The sequence below is a fragment of the Kitasatospora sp. NPDC002543 genome (assembly GCF_053594915.1).
In genome coordinates this window covers 20517-38688 of the sequence record NZ_JBSFWR010000006.1, presented here as the reverse complement: position 1 = coordinate 38688, position 18172 = coordinate 20517, and the positions used below count along the sequence as shown (strand labels likewise).

General features: G+C 72.8%; 15 protein-coding genes and 1 tRNA gene. 1 reads left to right on the top strand and 15 read right to left on the bottom strand.

The genetic code is table 11. The annotated features are described in order from the left end of the window. Positions 1-99 precede the first annotated feature (99 nt). The 13 genes from ACWD4P_RS04580 to ACWD4P_RS04520 form a co-directional block, all read right to left on the bottom strand. Positions 100-741 (bottom strand): arsenate reductase/protein-tyrosine-phosphatase family protein, encoded by a 642-nt coding sequence (locus tag ACWD4P_RS04580; RefSeq protein ID WP_355252781.1) that lies wholly within the window; start codon positions 739-741, stop codon positions 100-102. Positions 742-773: 32 nt separating this feature from the next. Beyond that, the gene (locus ACWD4P_RS04575; RefSeq protein ID WP_359829295.1) at positions 774-1421 is read right to left on the bottom strand and encodes an L-threonylcarbamoyladenylate synthase; all 648 of its coding nucleotides are present in this window, start codon (positions 1419-1421) and stop codon (positions 774-776) included. Between the two features lie 138 nt (positions 1422-1559). Then, positions 1560-2426 (bottom strand): peptide chain release factor N(5)-glutamine methyltransferase, encoded by an 867-nt coding sequence (gene prmC / locus ACWD4P_RS04570; protein ID WP_359829296.1) that lies wholly within the window; start codon positions 2424-2426, stop codon positions 1560-1562. A 58-nt stretch (positions 2427-2484) separates the two neighbouring features. Continuing rightward, complete coding sequence (gene prfA / locus ACWD4P_RS04565; protein WP_359829297.1) at positions 2485-3561, bottom strand: peptide chain release factor 1; 1077 nt, start codon at positions 3559-3561, stop codon at positions 2485-2487. 132 nt (positions 3562-3693) lie between these two features. Next, positions 3694-3915 (bottom strand): 50S ribosomal protein L31, encoded by a 222-nt coding sequence (gene rpmE / locus ACWD4P_RS04560; RefSeq protein ID WP_030057539.1) that lies wholly within the window; start codon positions 3913-3915, stop codon positions 3694-3696. Between the two features lie 194 nt (positions 3916-4109). Beyond that, positions 4110-5234 carry an LCP family protein gene (locus ACWD4P_RS04555; RefSeq protein ID WP_359829298.1) on the bottom strand — a complete coding sequence of 375 codons (1125 nt, stop codon included), beginning with the start codon at positions 5232-5234 and terminating at the stop codon, positions 4110-4112. 140 nt (positions 5235-5374) lie between these two features. Continuing rightward, positions 5375-7498: a transcription termination factor Rho gene (gene rho / locus ACWD4P_RS04550; protein WP_449778544.1), complete on the bottom strand. Its 2124-nt coding sequence runs from the start codon at positions 7496-7498 to the stop codon at positions 5375-5377. 605 nt (positions 7499-8103) lie between these two features. Then, entirely contained in the window at positions 8104-9042 is a 939-nt protein-coding gene (gene thrB, locus ACWD4P_RS04545; RefSeq protein WP_359829556.1) for a homoserine kinase, read from the bottom strand. 362 nt (positions 9043-9404) lie between these two features. Beyond that, a complete protein-coding gene (thrC, locus tag ACWD4P_RS04540) occupies positions 9405-10505 on the bottom strand; it encodes a threonine synthase (RefSeq protein WP_359829557.1) in 1101 nt (366 codons plus the stop codon). Between the two features lie 9 nt (positions 10506-10514). Continuing rightward, positions 10515-11807 carry a homoserine dehydrogenase gene (locus tag ACWD4P_RS04535; protein ID WP_449778543.1) on the bottom strand — a complete coding sequence of 431 codons (1293 nt, stop codon included), beginning with the start codon at positions 11805-11807 and terminating at the stop codon, positions 10515-10517. Positions 11808-11945: 138 nt separating this feature from the next. Further along, positions 11946-13337 carry a diaminopimelate decarboxylase gene (gene lysA, locus ACWD4P_RS04530; RefSeq protein ID WP_359829559.1) on the bottom strand — a complete coding sequence of 464 codons (1392 nt, stop codon included), beginning with the start codon at positions 13335-13337 and terminating at the stop codon, positions 11946-11948. A 163-nt stretch (positions 13338-13500) separates the two neighbouring features. Then, positions 13501-15162 (bottom strand): arginine--tRNA ligase, encoded by a 1662-nt coding sequence (gene argS, locus ACWD4P_RS04525; protein ID WP_359829560.1) that lies wholly within the window; start codon positions 15160-15162, stop codon positions 13501-13503. A gap of 84 nt (positions 15163-15246) precedes the next feature. Then, on the bottom strand, positions 15247-15714 hold the full coding sequence (locus ACWD4P_RS04520; protein WP_449778590.1) for a response regulator: 468 nt from the start codon (positions 15712-15714) through the stop codon (positions 15247-15249). Positions 15715-15901: 187 nt separating this feature from the next. On the opposite strand from ACWD4P_RS04520, the gene ACWD4P_RS04515 reads away from it, so the two are divergent. Further along, a tRNA-Arg gene (locus ACWD4P_RS04515) sits at positions 15902-15973 on the top strand. Between the two features lie 144 nt (positions 15974-16117). On the opposite strand, the gene ACWD4P_RS04510 is transcribed toward ACWD4P_RS04515, so the two are convergent. Both ACWD4P_RS04510 and ACWD4P_RS04505 read right to left on the bottom strand, forming a co-directional pair. Then, on the bottom strand, positions 16118-17095 hold the full coding sequence (locus ACWD4P_RS04510) for a trypsin-like serine peptidase (protein ID WP_449778542.1): 978 nt from the start codon (positions 17093-17095) through the stop codon (positions 16118-16120). 128 nt (positions 17096-17223) lie between these two features. Then, positions 17224-18129: a carbohydrate kinase family protein gene (locus ACWD4P_RS04505; RefSeq protein ID WP_449778541.1), complete on the bottom strand. Its 906-nt coding sequence runs from the start codon at positions 18127-18129 to the stop codon at positions 17224-17226. Positions 18130-18172: the final 43 nt, after the last annotated feature.

Genomic DNA, 18172 nt, shown 5'->3' with positions numbered 1-18172 from the left:
CCGGACGGCCCCCTTCGACGCCGGGAGCCATCCGGAGAGGGAGCCCGGGGGTGGGGCGGTGCGGGAGCGCGACGGGCCAGGACGGCCAGGGGCGGCGCGTCAGCGCGGCGCGGGAACGCCGGTGAGCGCGGTGACCACCGGGTCGACCGCGTGGAATATCTCCTCGCCGCAGTTGCGGAACATGCCGATCGGCGCCCCGTACGGGTCGTCCAGCTCGTCCGACTCCGGGGTGGCGGCCAGCAGCCAGCCGCGCAGCGCGGCGGCCGCCCGGACCAGCGCGCGGGCCCGCTCGGTGACGTCGGCGCCGCGCCGGGGGTCCGGCAGGGTGCCCGGGTCTATCGTCCGCACCAGCCGGGTGAACTCCTTCAACGTGAAGGTCCGCAGCCCCGCCTCGTGGCCCATCGAGATCACCTGGGCGCGGTGGTCCAGGGTCGCGGTGAGCACCAGGTCGGCCTCGACCACGTGCTCGTCCAGCAGCTCGCGGCCGGTGAAGCCACCGCTGTCGGCGCCGTACTCGTCGAGCACGGTCGCGGCGTGGTCCTCCATCGGCGCGCCCTCGTGGCCCCAGGTCCCGGCGCTCTCCACCAGGATCCGCCCGGCCACCCGGGGGCTCAGCCGGGTGTCCAGCTCACGCCGGGTCAGCCGCTCGGCGATCGGCGAGCGGCAGATGTTCCCCGTGCAGACGAACAGGATCCGGAAGTGGTCCAGCGGCCTGGGGCCCACGCTCAGGTACGGCGCTATGCCCGGCCCGGCGTGGAGCGAGGCGGTCGGCGTCAACTGCCGGCCTCCAGGTCGGGGACGACCTCCCTCAGCTGCTCGACGCTGATCGCACCGGCCCGCAGCAGGACCGGGACCTTGCCGGTGACGTCGACGATCGACGAGGTGGCGGAATCGACGGCCGCCCCGCCGTCCAGGTAGACCGAGACCGCGTCGCCGAGCTGGGCCTGCGCCTCGTCACAGGTCAGCGGGGAGGGCCCGCCGATCCGGTTGGCGCTGGAGACGGCCAGCGGGCCGGTGGCGTTCAGCAGCTCGATCGCGACCGGGTGCAGCGGCATCCGGACCGCGACGGTGCCGCGGGTGTCGCCGAGGTCCCAGCGCAGCGAGGGCTGGTGGCGGGCGACCAGGGTGAGGCCGCCGGGCCAGAAGGCGTCGACCAGCTCCCAGGCCTGCTCGGAGAAGTCGGTGACCAGCCCGTGCAGGGTGGTCGGCGAGCCGACCAGCACCGGCGACGGCGTGTTGCGGCCGCGGCCGCGGGCGGCCATCAGCTCGCCGACGGCCTCCGGGGAGAAGGCGTCCGCACCGACCCCGTACAGGGTGTCGGTGGGCAGCACGACGAGTTCGCCGCGGCGGATGGCCGAGGCGGCCTCGCGCAGACCGGTGGCGCGGTCCCCGGCATCGGCACAGTCGTAGCGGCGGCTCATCGGTGCGGTCCCCTTCCGGAGTGGCTCATGGCAGTCACCACGGCCGTCGCTGTGGTCACAGCGCGGCCTTGCGCGCGGTCGTACGGCGCTTGATGTTCACGACCCGACCCTCCGGGCGGTCGTACGGTGCTCGACTCTTCACGACCCGACCCTCCGGGCGGTCGTGAAGCGCGGCCGGTTGTTCAGGTCACGGTGGTCGGCGGTGTCCGTCCAGCCGTGTTCCTCGTTGAAGATCCACGGCACCTGGCCGCCCTGCTGGTCGGCGTGCTCGATCACCACCGCGCCGCCCGGGCGCAGCAGCCGGGCCGCGACCCGCTCGATGCCGCGGATGGTGTCCAGGCCGTCCTCACCGGAGAACAGGGACATCTGCGGGTCGTGGTCGCGGGCCTCCGGCGCGACGTACTCCCACTCGGTGAGCGGGATGTACGGCGGGTTGGAGATGACCAGGTCGAAGCGGCCGTCCCAGGAGCGGTCGTCCTCGAAGGCCCTGGTGGCGTCACCGGCGTGCAGGGTGACCCGCGCGCGGTCGGGGCTGGCCTCGATGTTGCGCCGGGTGTACTCCAGCGCGCCCTCGTCCAGTTCGAAGGCGTGCACGGTCGAGCGCGGCAGCTCCTGGGCCAGGGCGAGCGCGATCGCGCCGGAGCCGGAGCACAGGTCGACCACCAGCGGCTCGGCCACGTCCATGTCGCGCACCGCGTCTATCGCCCACTCGACGACCGTCTCGGTCTCCGGCCGGGGCACGAACACCCCGGGGCCGACCGCCAGTTCGAGGTAGCGGAAGAACGCCCGCCCGGTGATGTGCTGGAGCGGCTCGCGCGCCTCCCGCCGGGAGACCGCCTCCCAGTACCGGGCGTCGAAGTCGGCGTCCTTCACCGTGTGCAGCTGGCTGCGCTTGACGTTGTGGACGTAGGCGGCGAGCTCCTCCGCGTCGAAGCGCGGCGACGGCACGCCGGCCGCGGCCAACCGCTGGGTGGCCTGGGCCACCTCGGCGAGCAGCAGGTTCATCCGTACGACCTCTTGTTTCTCCGGCTTCGGGCGAAACGCGGGCTGGGGCGCGCCGGTCTCAGTTCTCTTGGGCCGCGGCGAGCTTGGCCGCCGCGTCCTTGTCGACGCAGGACTGGATCACCGCGTTCAGGTCGCCGTCCAGGACCTGGTCCAGGTTGTACGACTTGAATCCGGTGCGGTGGTCCGAGATGCGGTTCTCGGGGTAGTTGTACGTGCGGATCCGCTCGGAGCGGTCCACCGTGCGGACCTGGCTGCGGCGCGCGTCCGAGGCCTCCCGCTCGGCCTCCTCCTGCGCGGCGGCCAGCAGTCGCGAACGCAGGATGCGCATCGCCTGCTCCTTGTTCTGGAGCTGGCTCTTCTCGTTCTGGCAGGACGCCACGATACCGGTCGGCAGGTGGGTGATCCGGACCGCGGAGTCGGTGGTGTTGACCGACTGGCCGCCGGGGCCGGAGGAGCGGTAGACGTCGATCCGCAGGTCGTTGGCGAGGATCTCGACCTCGACCTCCTCCGCCTCGGGGGTGACCAGCACGCCCGCCGCGGAGGTGTGGATGCGGCCCTGCGACTCGGTGGCGGGGACGCGCTGCACGCGGTGCACGCCGCCCTCGTACTTCAGCCGGGCCCAGACGCCCTGGCCGGGCTCGGCGTTGCCCTTGGTCTTCACGGCCACCGAGACGTCCTTGTAGCCGCCGAGGTCGGACTCATTGGAGTCGATGATCTCGGTCTTCCAGCCGATCCGCTCCGCGAAGCGCAGGTACATCCGGAGCAGGTCGCCGGCGAACAGCGCGGACTCCTCGCCGCCCTCGCCCGCCTTGATCTCCAGGATGACGTCCTTGTCGTCGCTCGGGTCGCGCGGCACCAGGAGCAGCCGCAGCTCCTCGGTGAGCTCGTCCCGGCGGGCCTCGGAGTCCTTCACCTCGGAGAGGAACTCCGGCTCCTCGGCGGCGAGTTCACGCGCGGCCTCGATGTCCTCGCCGGCCTGCCGCCACTGCCGGTAGACCCGGGTGATCGGGGTCAGCTCGGCGTACCGCTTGGCCAGCTTGCGGGCGTTGTTCTGGTCGGCGTGGACGGACGGGTCGGCCAGCCTCGTCTCGAGGTCGGCGTGCTCGACGAGGAGCTCTTCGACTGCCTCGAACATGGGGTGGCCTTCTTCCCGGGGACTCGGAAACGTGTGGGGGGTGCGGAACGTGCGGGGGGACGCGAACGGCGCCGGCCCCCTGGCGCCCCCGGAACGAGTACGGGGGCGCCGGGAACCGGCGCCGAGGGAGCGCTAGGCCTTCGCGCTGTGCTGCTTGCCGAAGCGGGCCTCGAAGCGGGCCACGCGGCCACCGGTGTCGAGGATCTTCTGCTTGCCGGTGTAGAACGGGTGGCACTGCGAGCAGACCTCGGCGCGGATCTCGCCACTGGTCTCGGTCGAGCGGGTGGTGAACTCGGCGCCGCAGGTGCAGGTCACGCGCGTGACCACGTACTCGGGGTGAACGTTGGGCTTCAAGGGGTTCTCCTAGGTTTCGGGAGGGCACCGGGTCGGCGGCTGGAGCACCGCACGTGAACCGGGACCGACGGACCAGTCTGCCAGGACCAGCCGCATCTTCCCAAACCGGGTCGCGTTCCGGGATATTCCGGACGCCCCCGGCGCCCTGCCCCCGCCCTCTCTGGCACCCCCTCGACGCGGGCCCGCGGCCGTGCTCAGCGGGCCGCGGTGGCCTTCGCGGTCGGCTTCCCCGCCGTCCGCCCGGAGGGCGCCGCGGCGGCCGTGGGAGCCGCCTGGGCGGGATTCTCCGGCTGCGCGGAGACGACCGCCGACGGGAACGGCTGGTCGGCCTTGAGCGCCGCCCAGACCTGCCCGGCCTGCGGCTGCTGCGGGACCACCCGGTTCGGGTCGCTGGGGGCGGTCTCCACCGGCAGGGTGACCATGCTCAGCTGGTCCGGGCCTATGCCCTTGAGCTCCTGGGCGAGCCCCACCAGCGAGTTCACCGAGCCGAGCGCGGAGTCGGTGGTGATGCTCTTGGTCACGGTGTCGCCGATCGACCACAGCTTGACCGGGTTGGTGAGCATCCCGCTCCCCCCGACCTGCCGCAGCAGCGACCTGACCATCTGCTTCTGGAGCTCGATCCGGCCGAGGTCGCTGCCGTCGCCGACGCCGTGCCGGGTGCGCACGAAGGCCAGCGCCTGCTGGCCGTCCAGGTGGTGCTCGCCGGGCTGCAGGTCGAGCCCGCTGTCCTTGTCGTGGATGGCCACCGTGGTCGTCACGGTGGCCCCGCCTATCGCGTCCACGACCCGGGCGAAGCCGGCGAAGTCGATCTGCAGGTAGTGGTCCATCCGCAGGCCGGTGAGCTGCTCGGTGGTCTTGACCGCGCAGGCCGCGCCGCCGCTCTCGAAGGCGCTGTTGTACATCGCGCGCTTGGCGCCGGCCACCGTCCGGCCGCTCGCGTCGGCGCAGTCGGGGCGGGTGACCAGGGTGTCGCGCGGGATCGAGACGACCTCGGCGCGGGAGTGGTCCTGGTTGATGTGCACCACCATCGCGGTGTCCGAGCGGGCGGTCTCGCCGGTGTCCCCGCCGGCCATCGAGCCGTTGTCGCCGGAGCGCGAGTCGGACCCGAGCACCAGGATGTTGAAGGAGCCGTCGGTGGCGGCCGGCGGCCGGGCGTCGCCGAGCCGGCCGTCGATGTCGACGCTCTTGATGTTGCCGTTGAACCTGAAGTAGGCGAAGAGGGCCGCGCCGGCACCGAGGACGACGAGCGCGGCGAACGCGCAGGCGGCCGTCCGCAGGACTCTGCGGCGGCGACTCAGGACCCTCTTGTGCTCGGCCATACGGTCCAGAGTAAATCGGACAACATGATCCAAACGCCCCCAAGTTGTCCCGACTCTGGAACAAAGTGGTCCGGACGCACGGAACCCCGGACCGCTCGCGCGATCCGGGGTTCCGTGCTTCGACAGCCGTCCGGCTACGGTCAGTCGCCGGAGCCGGGGGTGGTCTTGGCGATCTGCATCAGGAACTCGGCGTTGCTCTTGGTCTGCTTCATCTTGTCCAGGAGCAGCTCGATCGCCTGCTGCGAGTCGAGCGCGTGCAGCACCCGGCGCAGCTTCCAGACGATGGCCAACTCCTCGCTGCCGAGCAGGATCTCCTCCTTGCGGGTGCTGGAGGCGTCCACGTCGACGGCCGGGAAGATGCGCTTGTCCGAGAGCTTCCGGTCGAGCTTGAGCTCCATGTTGCCGGTGCCCTTGAACTCCTCGAAGATCACCTCGTCCATGCGCGAGCCGGTCTCGACCAGCGCGGTGGCCAGGATGGTCAGCGAGCCGCCGTTCTCGATGTTGCGCGCGGCACCGAAGAACTTCTTCGGCGGGTACAGCGCGGTCGAGTCGACACCACCGGACAGGATGCGGCCGGAGGCCGGCGCCGCCAGGTTGTAGGCGCGGCCGAGGCGGGTGATCGAGTCCAGCAGGATGACCACGTCGTGGCCCAGCTCCACAAGGCGCTTGGCGCGCTCGATGGCCAGCTCGGCGACGGTGGTGTGGTCCTCGGCCGGGCGGTCGAAGGTCGAGGAGATGACCTCGCCCTTGACCGACCGCTGCATGTCGGTGACCTCTTCCGGACGCTCGTCGACCAGGACGACCATCAGGTGGCACTCGGGGTTGTTGTGGGTGATCGCGTTGGCGACCGCCTGGAGCACCATGGTCTTGCCGGTCTTCGGCGGCGCGACGATCAGACCGCGCTGGCCCTTGCCGATCGGCGACACCAGGTCGATGATCCGGGTGGTCAGCACGCCCGGGTCGGTCTCCAGGCGCAGCCGCTCCTGCGGGTACAGCGGGGTGAGCTTGTTGAACTCGGGACGGCCGCGGCCGCTCTCCGGGTCCATGCCGTTGACGGAGTCCAGCCGCACCATGGCGTTGAACTTCTCGCGGCGCTCGCCCTCGCGCGGCTGGCGCACCGCGCCGGTGATGGCGTCACCCTTGCGCAGGCCGTTCTTGCGGACCTGGGCGAGCGAGACGTAGACGTCGTTCTGGCCCGGCAGGTAGCCGGAGGTCCGCACGAACGCGTAGTTGTCGAGGATGTCGAGGATGCCCGCGACCGGGATCAGGACGTCGTCCTCGCCGATCTGCGGCTCGACGGTGCCGGCCTCGAAGCCGTCACGGCCGCGGCGGCCGCGGCGGTCGCGGTAGCGCCCGCGCCGGCCCCGGCGGCCCTCGCCGAACTCGTCGTCGTCGTAGCCGCCCTGCTGGGCCTGCGGCTGCTGGGCCTGCGGGGCCTGGCGGCCCTGCTGGTCGGCCTGGCCGCCCTGCTGCTGGCCGCCGCCCTGCTGGGAGGACTGGCGGTCGGCGCGCTCGCGGCGGTTGCGGCGGTCCCGGCGGGACTCGCGGCCGTCGCCGTCCTGGGCCTCGCCGCCCTCCTGGCGGTCGGCACGCTCGGTGCGCTCGGTGCGCTCCGTGCGCTCGGTGCCGTCGCGGCGCTCACGGCGCTCACGGCGGTCCCGGCGGCTCTCGCGGCCGTCCTCGCGGCCCTCGAAGCCACGGGTCTCGGCCGGGCGGGTCTCGGCCTGCTTCGGCTCGGCGACCGCGACACCGGCGGCCTCGGTGGCGGCCTCCGCGGCCGGGGCGGCGGGCGCGCCGGCGGCCGAGGTGGCACGGCGGCGGGTGCGCTCGGCGCGGGCCGGCGCGGCGGTCTCGGCGGCGGCCTGGACCGGGATCTCGATCTGGGCCTGCGGCTCGGCGGCCTCGGCCGGAGCCTCGGCCGGGGCCTTGGCGGCGGCCTTGGTGCGGCGGGCCGGCTTCTCGGCCGGGGCCTCGGCGTCCGCCTTGGCGGCGGTGCGCTTGGCGGCCGGGGCGGCGGTGCCACCGGCGGCGAGCAGCGGGTCCCCGCCGCTCTTCTCCTTGATGGTCTCGATCAGCTGGCTCTTGCGCATGCGTCCGGTACCGGTGATGCCAAGATCCGCGGCGAGCTTCTGGAGCTCGGCCAGGACCATGCCGTCCAGGCCCGCGGCGGCACTGCGGCGGCGCCGCGCCGGGGCAGCGGGGGCGGCTGCGTCCGACGCGTCGGCGTCCGGGCGCGCGCCCATCAGATCGGTGGAGTCGCTCACTAAGGGTCCTTCCCTGGAGCGGACGTCGGCCTGTCTGGCTCGGCGACCGGTTGTGCTGTCCTGACCAACGCTCGACTGCGTCGGTCCGAGGCGGTGATCCCTCGAATGGCGGGAGCCCGTCGAGGGAGAGCTACGTACGAGGTGCGGTGCATGAAGCACGGTGGTGCAAAGTGGCGCGTGGGCCGGTCGTGTGTCGACCTCCCCTGAGGGCGTAACCCCCACGCTCCCTGCGAATCCCGGGCCCCCGTCGCGTGACGGTGGCCCGCGCTCCGCCCGTCCTGGCCTCTAGGTGGGAGGCCGCGGGTGGGAGTCAGGTGCCGTGTCACGGCTTCGGGATGCGGCCGCATGTCGCGCAGGCAGGCTGCGTACGCGCTGCGGTGGGCTCCCGGAGAATCGTCGCCCCGTGCATCGCCGGGACTCCACTGCCGTGGAGTGCTGGGATCGGGACGCGGCGCACCTAGCCCCGGAGGGCACCTGGTGCAGCAATGAGGTTAACACTACCGACCCCCTCAGACATTCCCCAGCCTTGCGCTTGCCAATCGTGTCCGTCGGGGCCGGCTCGGCAGGGTGCCGGTGCCGGGCCCCGGACGGCCCGTTCGGGCTGCTCAGACGTCCAGCGGGAGCACGACGGCCCCGGTGCGGTCGACGTCCAGCCGGTGCGCGGCGAACGCCGGGTCGCCGCCGTGGCCGTGGTGCCCGGCGAAGGAGAGCACCTTGTCCGCGCCCGCCTCGTCGGTGAGCGCCAGGACGGTCGGTCCGGCCCCGGAGATGACCGCGGGAACGCCCTCGGCGCGCAGTGCGCCGACCAGTGCGGCGCTGTCCGGCATGGCGGAGGAGCGGTAGTCCTGGTGGAGCCGGTCCTCGGTGGCGGCGAGGAGCAGTTCGGGGCGCCGGGTCAGCGCCTCCACCAGCAGTGCGGAGCGGCCCGCGTTGACGGCCGCGTCGGCCAGCGGGACGGTCTTCGGCAGCAGTCCGCGCGCGGTCTCGGTGAGCACCTCGCCGGCCGGTACGAACACCACCGGGACGACCTGCTCGGACGGCTCCAGCGCGATCGCCTTGGCCGACTCCTCGTCGGTCCAGGCGATGGTGAAGTTGCCGCGCAGACAGGCCGCGACGTTGTCCGGGTGGCCCTCCAGCTCGGAGGCGAGGGCCAGCAGCGCGTCGTCGTCCAGCGCGGACGGACCGCCGATGGTCACCGCTCGGGCGGCCACGATGCCGGCGCAGATGGCGGCCGAGGAGGAGCCGAGGCCGCGGCCGTGCGGTATCCGGTTGGCGCAGACCACTTCGAGGCCCCGCGGCTGGCCGCCGAGCCGGTCGAAGGCGGCGCGCATCGAGCGGACCAGCAGGTGGCGCTCGTCGCGCGGAAGCGTGTCGGCACCCTCGCCGGCGATGTCGACGGACAGGCCGGAGTCGGAGACCCGGACGACCACGTCGTCGTACAGACCCAGCGCGAGCCCGAAGGCGTCGAAACCCGGGCCGAGGTTGGCGCTGGTCGCGGGAACCCTGACCCGGACGGCGGCGGCACGGAACGCAGGACCGGCCATGCGGTGGACTCTCCTGGGGAAATCGGGCGGCGCGGAGCGCGTCGTCGGTGCGAGGGCGGGGATCGGACCACGGCCCGTCGGGGCGGGCGGTCGCGGCGGTCGGCTCGGCCCGGACCCGCCGGGCCCGGGGCATGTGCCGCACGGCCGAGGCCAGAGTATCGAAGAGAGGTTCCCGAGCGGTACACCCCGTGGGCCTTCGATCTGGTGTGTTGCCGGTTCTGGCCGGAATGCACACCCCCCTCCGCCGGGGGGAGCGACGGAAAGGGATCGCCATGCGCAGGCCGATTGACACAAAAGTGTCAGTCGGGAACTCCGACGGGCCGACCCCCGAAAGGGTCGACCCGTCGAGGTGTCAGGCCCCTCTACCGGTCGAGCAGTCCGAGGCTGCGGGCGGCGGCCTCCGGGTCGATCGGGACGATCTGGGGCTGCGGCGCGCCGGCCACCGCCCAGTCCGGGTCCTTCAGGCCGTTGCCGGTCACGGTGCAGACGATCCGCTGGCCCGGGTCGACCAGGCCGGCCTCCGCCTTGGCCAGCAGGCCGGCCACCGAGGCGGCCGAGGCGGGCTCCACGAAGACGCCTTCCTGCGAGGCCAACAGCCGGTAGGCGGACAGGATCTGACGGTCCGTCACCTTGTCGATGAGGCCGCCGGACTCGTCCCGCGCGGCGAGCGCGAAGTCCCACGAGGCCGGGTTGCCGATCCGGATCGCGGTGGCGATGGTCTGCGGCTTGAGCACCGGCGCGCCGTCCACGATCGGCGCCGAGCCGGAGGCCTGGAAGCCCCACATCCGCGGGGTGCGGGTGGCCAGGCCGTCCGCGGAGTACTCGCGGTAGCCCTTCCAGTACGCGGTGATGTTGCCCGCGTTGCCGACCGGCAGGACATGGATGTCCGGGGCGTCGCCGAGCATGTCGACGATCTCGAAGGCCGCGGTCTTCTGGCCCTCGATCCGCACCGGGTTGACCGAGTTGACCAGGGCCACCGGGTACTTCTCGGACAGTTCACGCGCGAGGGTGAGGCAGTCGTCGAAGTTCCCGTCGACCTGGAGGATCCGGGCGCCGTGCACCAGCGCCTGGCCCATCTTGCCGAGGGCGATCTTGCCCTGCGGGACGAGCACGGCGGAGACCATCCCGGCCCGCACCGCGTACGCGGCGGCGGAGGCCGAGGTGTTGCCGGTGGACGCGCAGATGACCGCCTGCGCGCCCTCCTCCTTGGCCTTGGAGATGGCCATCGTCATCCCGCGGTCCTTGAAGGACCCGGTCGGGTTGGCGCCCTCGACCTTGAGGTAGACCTCGCAGCCGGTGCGTTCGGACAGCACCTGGGCGGGGACCAGGGGCGTACCGCCCTCCAGCAGGGTGACCACCGGGGTGGCCGCGGTGACCGGCAGGCGGTCCCGGTACTCCTCGATCAGGCCGCGCCACTGGTGGGTGTGCGCGCCTCGGACGACGTTCTCGGCAACGGCGTTCATGGCTGTTCCTTATTCCCCTTCGACCCGCATGATGCTGGCCACGTCCCGCACGCTGTCCAGCGCGCGGAGCTTGTCGACCGTCGCCGACAGCGCGGCGTCGGTGGCACGGTGGGTGACCACGACGAGCGAGGCGTCGCCGTCGCGGCCCTGCTGGCGCACGGTGTCGATGGAGACGCCGTGCTCGGCGAAGACGGACGCCACCTGGGCGAGCACGCCCGCGCGGTCGTCCACGTCCAGGCTGACGTGGTAGCGGGTGACCACCTCGTCCATCGGCTTGGCCGGCAGCCGGGTGTACACCGATTCGCCGGGGCCGGTGGTGCCGGCCACCTTGTTGCGGCAGACCGCGACCAGGTCGCCGAGCACCGCGGAGGCGGTCGGCGAGCCGCCCGCGCCGGGGCCGTAGAACATCAGCCGGCCGGCCGCCTCGGCCTCGACGAACACCGCGTTGTACGCCTCGCGGACGGAGGCCAGCGGGTGCGACAGCGGGATCATCGCCGGGTGGACGCGCGCGGTGACGGACTCGCCGTCCGCGGCCCGCTCGCAGATCGCGAGCAGCTTGACCACGCAGCCCATCTCCTTGGCGGAGGCGATGTCGGCCGCCGTCACCTCGGTGATGCCCTCGCGGTAGACGTCCGCCGCGGTGACCTTGGTGTGGAAGGCGATGCCGGCCAGGATCGCGGCCTTGGCGGCGGCGTCGAAGCCCTCGACGTCGGCCGTCGGGTCGGCCTCGGCGTAGCCCAGCGCGGTGGCCTCCTCCAGCGCCTCCGAGTAGCCGGCGCCGGTGGTGTCCATCTTGTCGAGGATGAAGTTGGTGGTGCCGTTGACGATCCCCAGCACCCGGTTGACCTTGTCGCCGGCGAGGGACTCGCGCAGCGGGCGCAGCAGCGGGATCGCGCCCGCCACGGCGGCCTCGTAGTACAGGTCGACCCCGGCCCCGGCGGCCGCGGCGTGCAGCTCGGTGCCGTCCTTGGCGAGCAGCGCCTTGTTGGCGCTGACCACCGAGGCGCCCCGCGCGAACGCGGACAGGATCAGCGATTTGGACGGCTCGATGCCGCCCACCACCTCGACCACCACGTCGATGTCGCCCCGGTTGACCAGGGCCTCGGCGTCGGTGGTGATCAGGTGCTCCGGGACGCCCGGGCGGGTCCGCCCGGCCCGGCGGACCGCGATCCCGGCCAGTTCGACCGGAGCGCCGATGCGAGCGGCGAGGTCGTCGGCCGTCGTCGTCATGATGCGCGCCACCTCGGAGCCCACCACACCACAACCCAGCAACGCCACCTTCAGCGGGCGCGTACGCATCATCCGACTCCGCTCTGCATTCTTCTGCTTCGGTAATTCCCGGCGGGTTTTCCTTGGCCGCCGGGAACTTCGGTCCGTACCAGTCTCCGGGACTTTCCGTACGGATCTACGGTCGTTCCATGATCTGAGACGAGAATTTCGTCATCCGATATCCAGACGCAGGAGATCCTCCTCCGTCTCCCGCCGGACGATCACCCGGGCCGCACCGTCCTTGACGGCGAGCACGGGGGGCTTGAGGGCGTGGTTGTAATTGCTCGCCATCGAGCGGCAGTAGGCGCCGGTGGCGGGCACCGCGATGAGGTCGCCCGGGACGAGGTCGGCCGGCAGGAAGGCGTCCCGGACGACGATGTCGCCGGACTCGCAGTGCTTCCCGACCACCCGCACCAGCATCGGCTCCGCGTCGCTGGTGCGCGACACCAGGGCCACCGAGTACTCGGCGTCGTACAGCGCGGTGCGGATGTTGTCGGACATCCCGCCGTCCACGCTGACGTAGGTGCGCAGGCCCTCCAGCGGCTTGACGGTGCCGACCTCGTACAGCGTGAACGCCGTCGGGCCGACGATCGCCCGGCCCGGCTCCACGCTCAGCCGGGGGGCGTCCAGGTGCGCGGCGGCGCACTCGCGGCGGACGATGTCGGCCAGCGCGGCCGCGATCTCGGCCGGCTCGCGCGGGTCGTCCTCGCTGGTGTACGCGATGCCGAGGCCGCCGCCGAGGTCGATCTCGGGCAGCTCGACGCCGTGCTCGTCGCGGATCCCGGCCAGCAGCCCGACCACCCGGCGGGCGGCCACCTCGAAGCCGGCCATGTCGAAGATCTGCGAGCCGATGTGCGAGTGGATGCCGCGCAGCTCCAGGCTGTCGTGGCCGAGCACCCGGCGCACCGCCTCGGCCGCCGCTCCCCCGGTGAGGGACAGACCGAACTTCTGGTCCTCGTGCGCGGTGGCGATGAACTCGTGGGTGTGCGCCTCGACGCCGACGGTGATCCGGATCAGCACCCGCTGGCGCACGCCCTGGCGGGCGGCGATCGCGGCCAGGCGCTCGATCTCCTCGTAGGAGTCGACCACGACGTGCCCGACCCCGGTCTTCACCGCGTGTTCCAGCTCGTCCGCGGACTTGTTGTTGCCGTGCAGCGCGATCCGCTGCGGCGGCATCCCGGCGGCCAGCGCGACGGCCAGCTCGCCCGGGCTGCACACGTCGAGGTTGAGGCCCTCCTCGTGCAGCCAGCGCACCACGGCCTTGGAGAGGAAGGCCTTGCCGGCGTAGTAGACGTCCGCCTCGGCGCCGAAGGCGTCCCGCCAGGCGCGTGCCCGGGAGCGGAAGTCCTCCTCGTCCAGCACGTACGCGGGGGTGCCGAACTCGGCGGCCAGCCGCTTGACGTCGACGCCGCCGACGGTGGCCACGCCCTCGCCGTTCCGGGCGACGGTGCGCGCCCAGACCTTGGGGTCGAGCGCGTTCAGGTCGGCGGGCGGGGCCTGGTAGTGGCCCTCGGGCAGGACGTCGCCGTGGCGGGGGCCTGCGGGGTGCGCGGAACGGCTCATGCTCCCGCCTCGCTTCGCTCGACGGGGCCTTCGCCGGGCACCGCCCTGGTGGTTCGCTCGCTGAGCTCGCTCATGTGCTGGGTTCCTTCGAGACCTATGGCGAGGGGCGGCGACGGTCCCCGTTGACCGTCAGCCGCCCCCGCTGTGCGCTTGGGGGTGGTGCCTACATCCGCTCGGGCGCCGTCACGCCCAGGAGCGTGAGGCCGTTGGCGAGCACGGTGCGCGTCGCCTCGACCAGCCAGAGGCGGGCGCGGTGCGTGTCGTTGAGCTCCTCGTCGCCCTTGGGCAGGAACATGCAGTTCTCGTACAGGCGGTGGTACTTGCCCGCGAGGTCCTCCAGGTAGCGCGCGACCCGGTGCGGCTCGCGCAGCTCGCCGGCCGTGGCCAGCACCCGCGGGAACTCCGCGAGGTGGCCGAGCACGTCGGACTCCCACTCGGTGGCGAGCAGCTCGGGTTTGAACTGCTCGGCCGTGCCCTTGTCCACGCCCAGCTCGGCGGCCTTGCGCGCGACGCCGCACATCCGGGTGTGGGCGTACTGGACGTAGAAGACCGGGTTCTCGGTCGTCTGGCTGGTCAGCAGGTTGATGTCCAGCGTGATCGTCGAGTCCGTGGAGGAGCGCGCCAGGGTGTAGCGGGCGGCGTCGACGCCGATCCACTCGACCACGTCGTCGATCGTGATGATGTTGCCGGCCCGCTTGGACATGCGGACCTCTTCGCCGTCGCGAAGCATCTTCACGAACTGGCCGATCTTCACCTCGATGTTGCGGTCCATGTCGTCGCCCGCGCAGGCCGAGATGGCCTTGAGGCGGTTGACGTAGCCGTGGTGGTCGGCGCCCAGCATGTAGAGCGCGACCTCGGCGCCGCGGTCCCGCTTGGACAGGTAGTACGCGGCGTCGGCGGCGAAGTAGGTCTTGTCGCCGTCGGCCTTGATCAGGACGCGGTCCTTGTCGTCGCCGAAGTCGGTGGTGCGCAGGAAGACCGCGCCGTCCTGCTCGAAGACGTGGCCCTGCTCGCGCAGCCGGTCGATGGCCGTCTCGACCGCGCCGGAGTCGTGCAGCGTCTTCTCCGAGAACCACACGTCGAAGTGGGTGCCGAACTCCTCCATCGAGCGCTGGATCTCGGCGACCATGAGCTTGAGGCCCTCGGTGCGGAAGACCTCCAGCTGCTCGGCCTCGGGCAGGTCGAGCACGCCGGGGACGGCGTCGGTGAGGGTCTTGGCGATGTCGACGATGTACTCGCCGACGTAGCCGCCCTCGGGCACCTCGCGGCCGTTCGCGGCGGCCTGCAGGGAGGCGGCGAACTTGGTGATCTGCACACCGGCGTCGTTGAGGTAGTACTCGGTGGTGACGTCGGCGCCGGAGGCCCGCAGCACGCGCGCCAGCGAGTCGCCGACGGCCGCCCAGCGGACGCCGCCGATGTGGATCGGGCCGGTCGGGTTGGCGGAGACGAACTCCAGGTTGATCTTCAGGCCCTTGAGGGCCTCGTTGCGGCCGTAGGCCTCGCCCGCCTCGACGACGGTGCGCGCCAGCGCGCCGGCGGTGGCGGTGTCCAGGGTGATGTTCAGGAAGCCCGGACCGGCGATGTCGACCTTGGCGACGCCGGTGATCCCTCGCAGGCGCTCGACCAGCAGTTCGGCAACGGCTCGCGGCGGCTTGCCGGCCGCCTTGGCGAGCTGGAGGGCCACGTTGGTCGCGTAGTCGCCGTGGTCCCTGTTCTTGGGCCGGTCGACCGTCACGTGCTCGGGCACGGCGACGGCCAGCTCGCCCGCCTCGACGGCGGAGCTCACTGCGGCCTGGATTGCCTGGGAAAGGTCTGCGGGGGTCACGACGCCAAGCGTAGGCGAGACGGGGTACCCGCCCGCCACTCGGTTTGCCCGTTGAGACGCCCGGGCGCCGTGGTTCCGGGGGTCTCAGCCGCGATCGGTGCGCTCTGTTCGCTCTGGGCGAACTGCATCGGGCGATCCGGCGGTCCGCTCCCCGGCCCGCTCCCCGGTCCGCCCGTCGGCCTGTCCGGTGAGCCGCATCAGGCGCCGCACCAGGGCCACCAGGTCGGCCGGGTCGAAGGGCTTGCCGAGGTAGCCGTCCACCCCGACCGTCTCCCCCAGGTCGAGGTCCGCCGGGGTGCAGGCGCTCACGATCGCGATCGGCAGCCGGCTGGTGTCCGGGGTCGCCCGCAGCCGGGCCGCCGTCCGCAGGCCGTCCAGCCGCGGCATCACCACGTCCAGCGTCACCACGTCGGGCTGCACCCGGCGGATGACCTCCAGGCACTCGGCGCCGTCGGCGGCGGTCACCACCTCGAAGCCTTCGAGCTCCAGGTTGACCCTGATCAGCTGGCGGATCACCTCGCTGTCGTCCACCACGAGGACCCGCCCGGACACTCCCGACACCTCACCGAGGGTATCGGCGGCCCCGCCGCCCCGTCCGGCCTTTGGGCACTTCCGCCCCGTCCGCTCCCCGGCCGCCGCCACCGCCCGGACGATCTTCCGGGAAACCCGTGCACGGACCGGTGGTCACACCTGCTACTGTTCTTCATGTCGGAAGCGCGAGCGCCCGACAGGCCAGTAGGCCCCCGTAGCTCAGGGGATAGAGCACCGCCCTCCGGAGGCGGGTGCGTAGGTTCGAATCCTACCGGGGGCACTTCGCAGGAAGTGCGACTGAGGCCCAGATCAGTGGAGTTGATCCACGGATCTGGGCCTTCGTCATGTTCCGGGGCCGGGCGGGCCCGTTCGGCCCCGGCCGGCCGGAGGGCCCGCCCCGCTCCCGGGGCGGAGGCCCGGGGGCTCAGGAGGCGGCCGCCCCGACCTGGGCGCAGAGCTCGGCGATGGTGTGGTCGAAGTAGGCGCTGTACGAGATGTCGTCGGTGTCGCCGCCCTGCTGGTAGCCGCCGATCGCGCCGATCACGTCGCCGGTGGCGGTGTTGATCCAGGGTCCGCCGCTGGTGCCGCCCGGGTAGGCCGGGCAGTGGACCACCCGCTGGTAGGCGCTCTGCTGCCCGGTGGTGTTGGTGCACAGGACGGGCGCCTCGGAGTCGGCGGGGTAGCCGTAGAGCCGGACGGTCGCGTCGAACGGCTCGTCGGTGCCCAGCCGGTTGCCGCCGACCACGTCCTCGACGTTGCGGCCGCCGCTCGGGGCGGTCTCCAGGATCGCGAAGTCCTCGTCCACGTCGCCCTTCTGGGACCAGCCGGCGGTGGTGTGCACGGCGGTCACCTGCCAGGTGCCGTACGGCGCGGAGCCGTCGCGGTAGCCGGGGACGAAGGTGACGCCGTCGGTGCCGCTGAGGCAGTGCGCGGCGGTCAGCAGCAGGTTGCCGGTGGGGCTGTGCAGCACGCTGGCGGTGCAGAAGTGGCCGCCCGCCCCGACCGCGCCGTTGAACAGCGCGCCGACCGTCCCGGCCTCGCGGTCGCCGGCCGGGGCCACGTCGGTGGTGCCGAGGGCGACGTGGGTGGCGGGCGCGGCCGCCGTGGCGGCCGGGGCGGGCGTCGCCGGGGCGGCGGTCGGGGTCCCGGCGGTCGGGGTCCCGGCGGGCGTGGGGGCCGCGACCGGTGCGGGCGCGACCGCGTCCGCCGGGCCGGTGGCCGGGGCGGGCGCGGCGACGGTACGGGTGCCGCGGGCCGCCTTCCCGGCGGCCGTCGTGTCGGACAGGTCCAGCCCGTGCGTGCCGGTCAGCACCGCGGCGACCGCCACCGCGGACAGCGCGGTGAACAGGGACGGGACCAGGAGTCCGCGGCGGCGCGACCTCTGGCGGCGGTGCTTGCCCATGCCTGTTTCTCCTGCCGGGGCGATCGGGTGGCGTTCGGTCGACGACTATGTCGCCTCAGCCTGGTAGCGATGTGACGGGCTCCTGGGAGCTCGATGAGAAACCCGTCGTCCGCTCGCGCCCTCCGGTGTCAGGATCCGGCGAGCACCGCGTCCAGTTCGCCGGCTCCCGCGAAGGCGGTGTGCGTCCCGGCGGCGGTGCAGGCGAAAGCACCGGCCACCGTACCGGCCCGGGCGCAGTCCAGCGGCGCGCGGCCCCGGAACCAGGCGTACAGGAAACCGGTCACGAAGGCGTCCCCGGCGCCGTTGGTGTCCACCACCGGGCGGCCCGGGTCCACGGCGGGCAGGTGGCGGGGCGCCGGGTCGTCGCGGGTGAGCAGGTGGCAGCCCTCGGCCCCGGCGGTTGCGACGACCACCCGCGCGCGCCCCTCGGCGAGGACCGCGCGCATCACCTCCTCGTGCCGGCCCCGGCAGCTGGCCACCGAGAGGAAGACCAGGTCGGAGCCGAGCGCGTAGTCGCGGTGGTGCGGGTCGGCGCCGTCCCAGTCGTGCAGGTCGGTGGAGGTGGTGCGGCCGAGGCGGTGCAGGTCGCCGTACATGTCCCGGTTGACGCCGGTGATGGACAGGTGGACGTGCCGGCTGCGCTCGGCGTACGGCAGGTAGAAGTCGCGGGGCAGCCGCAGGCCGGCGGGGTGGCGGCCGTCGAAGAAGGAGAACCGGCGGCCGGCCGCGTCCACCAGGTTGACCCCGCGCGGGGTGCCGTGCGGGCTCACCAGGTGCGCGAAGTGCAGGCCGTGGCGCGCGTAGTGGGCGCGGACCAGGTCCCCCTGGGCGTCGTCGCCGAGGAAGTCGATGAACGCGGTGCGCAGGCCGAGGTGGTGCGCGCCGAGGGCGACGCCGTTGCCGGTGTGGCCGACGTAGTCCCGCACCGGTTCGACGAAGCGCGAGTCGCCGGGCGGGATCTCCAGCCGCTCGACCCGGACGATGGTGTCCACGCCGGTGCCGCCGACGACGAGCAGGTCGAACTCGGGCAGCATGGCGCCTCCTTGATCCCTGGACGTGCCAGGAGTCAAGCAGGCG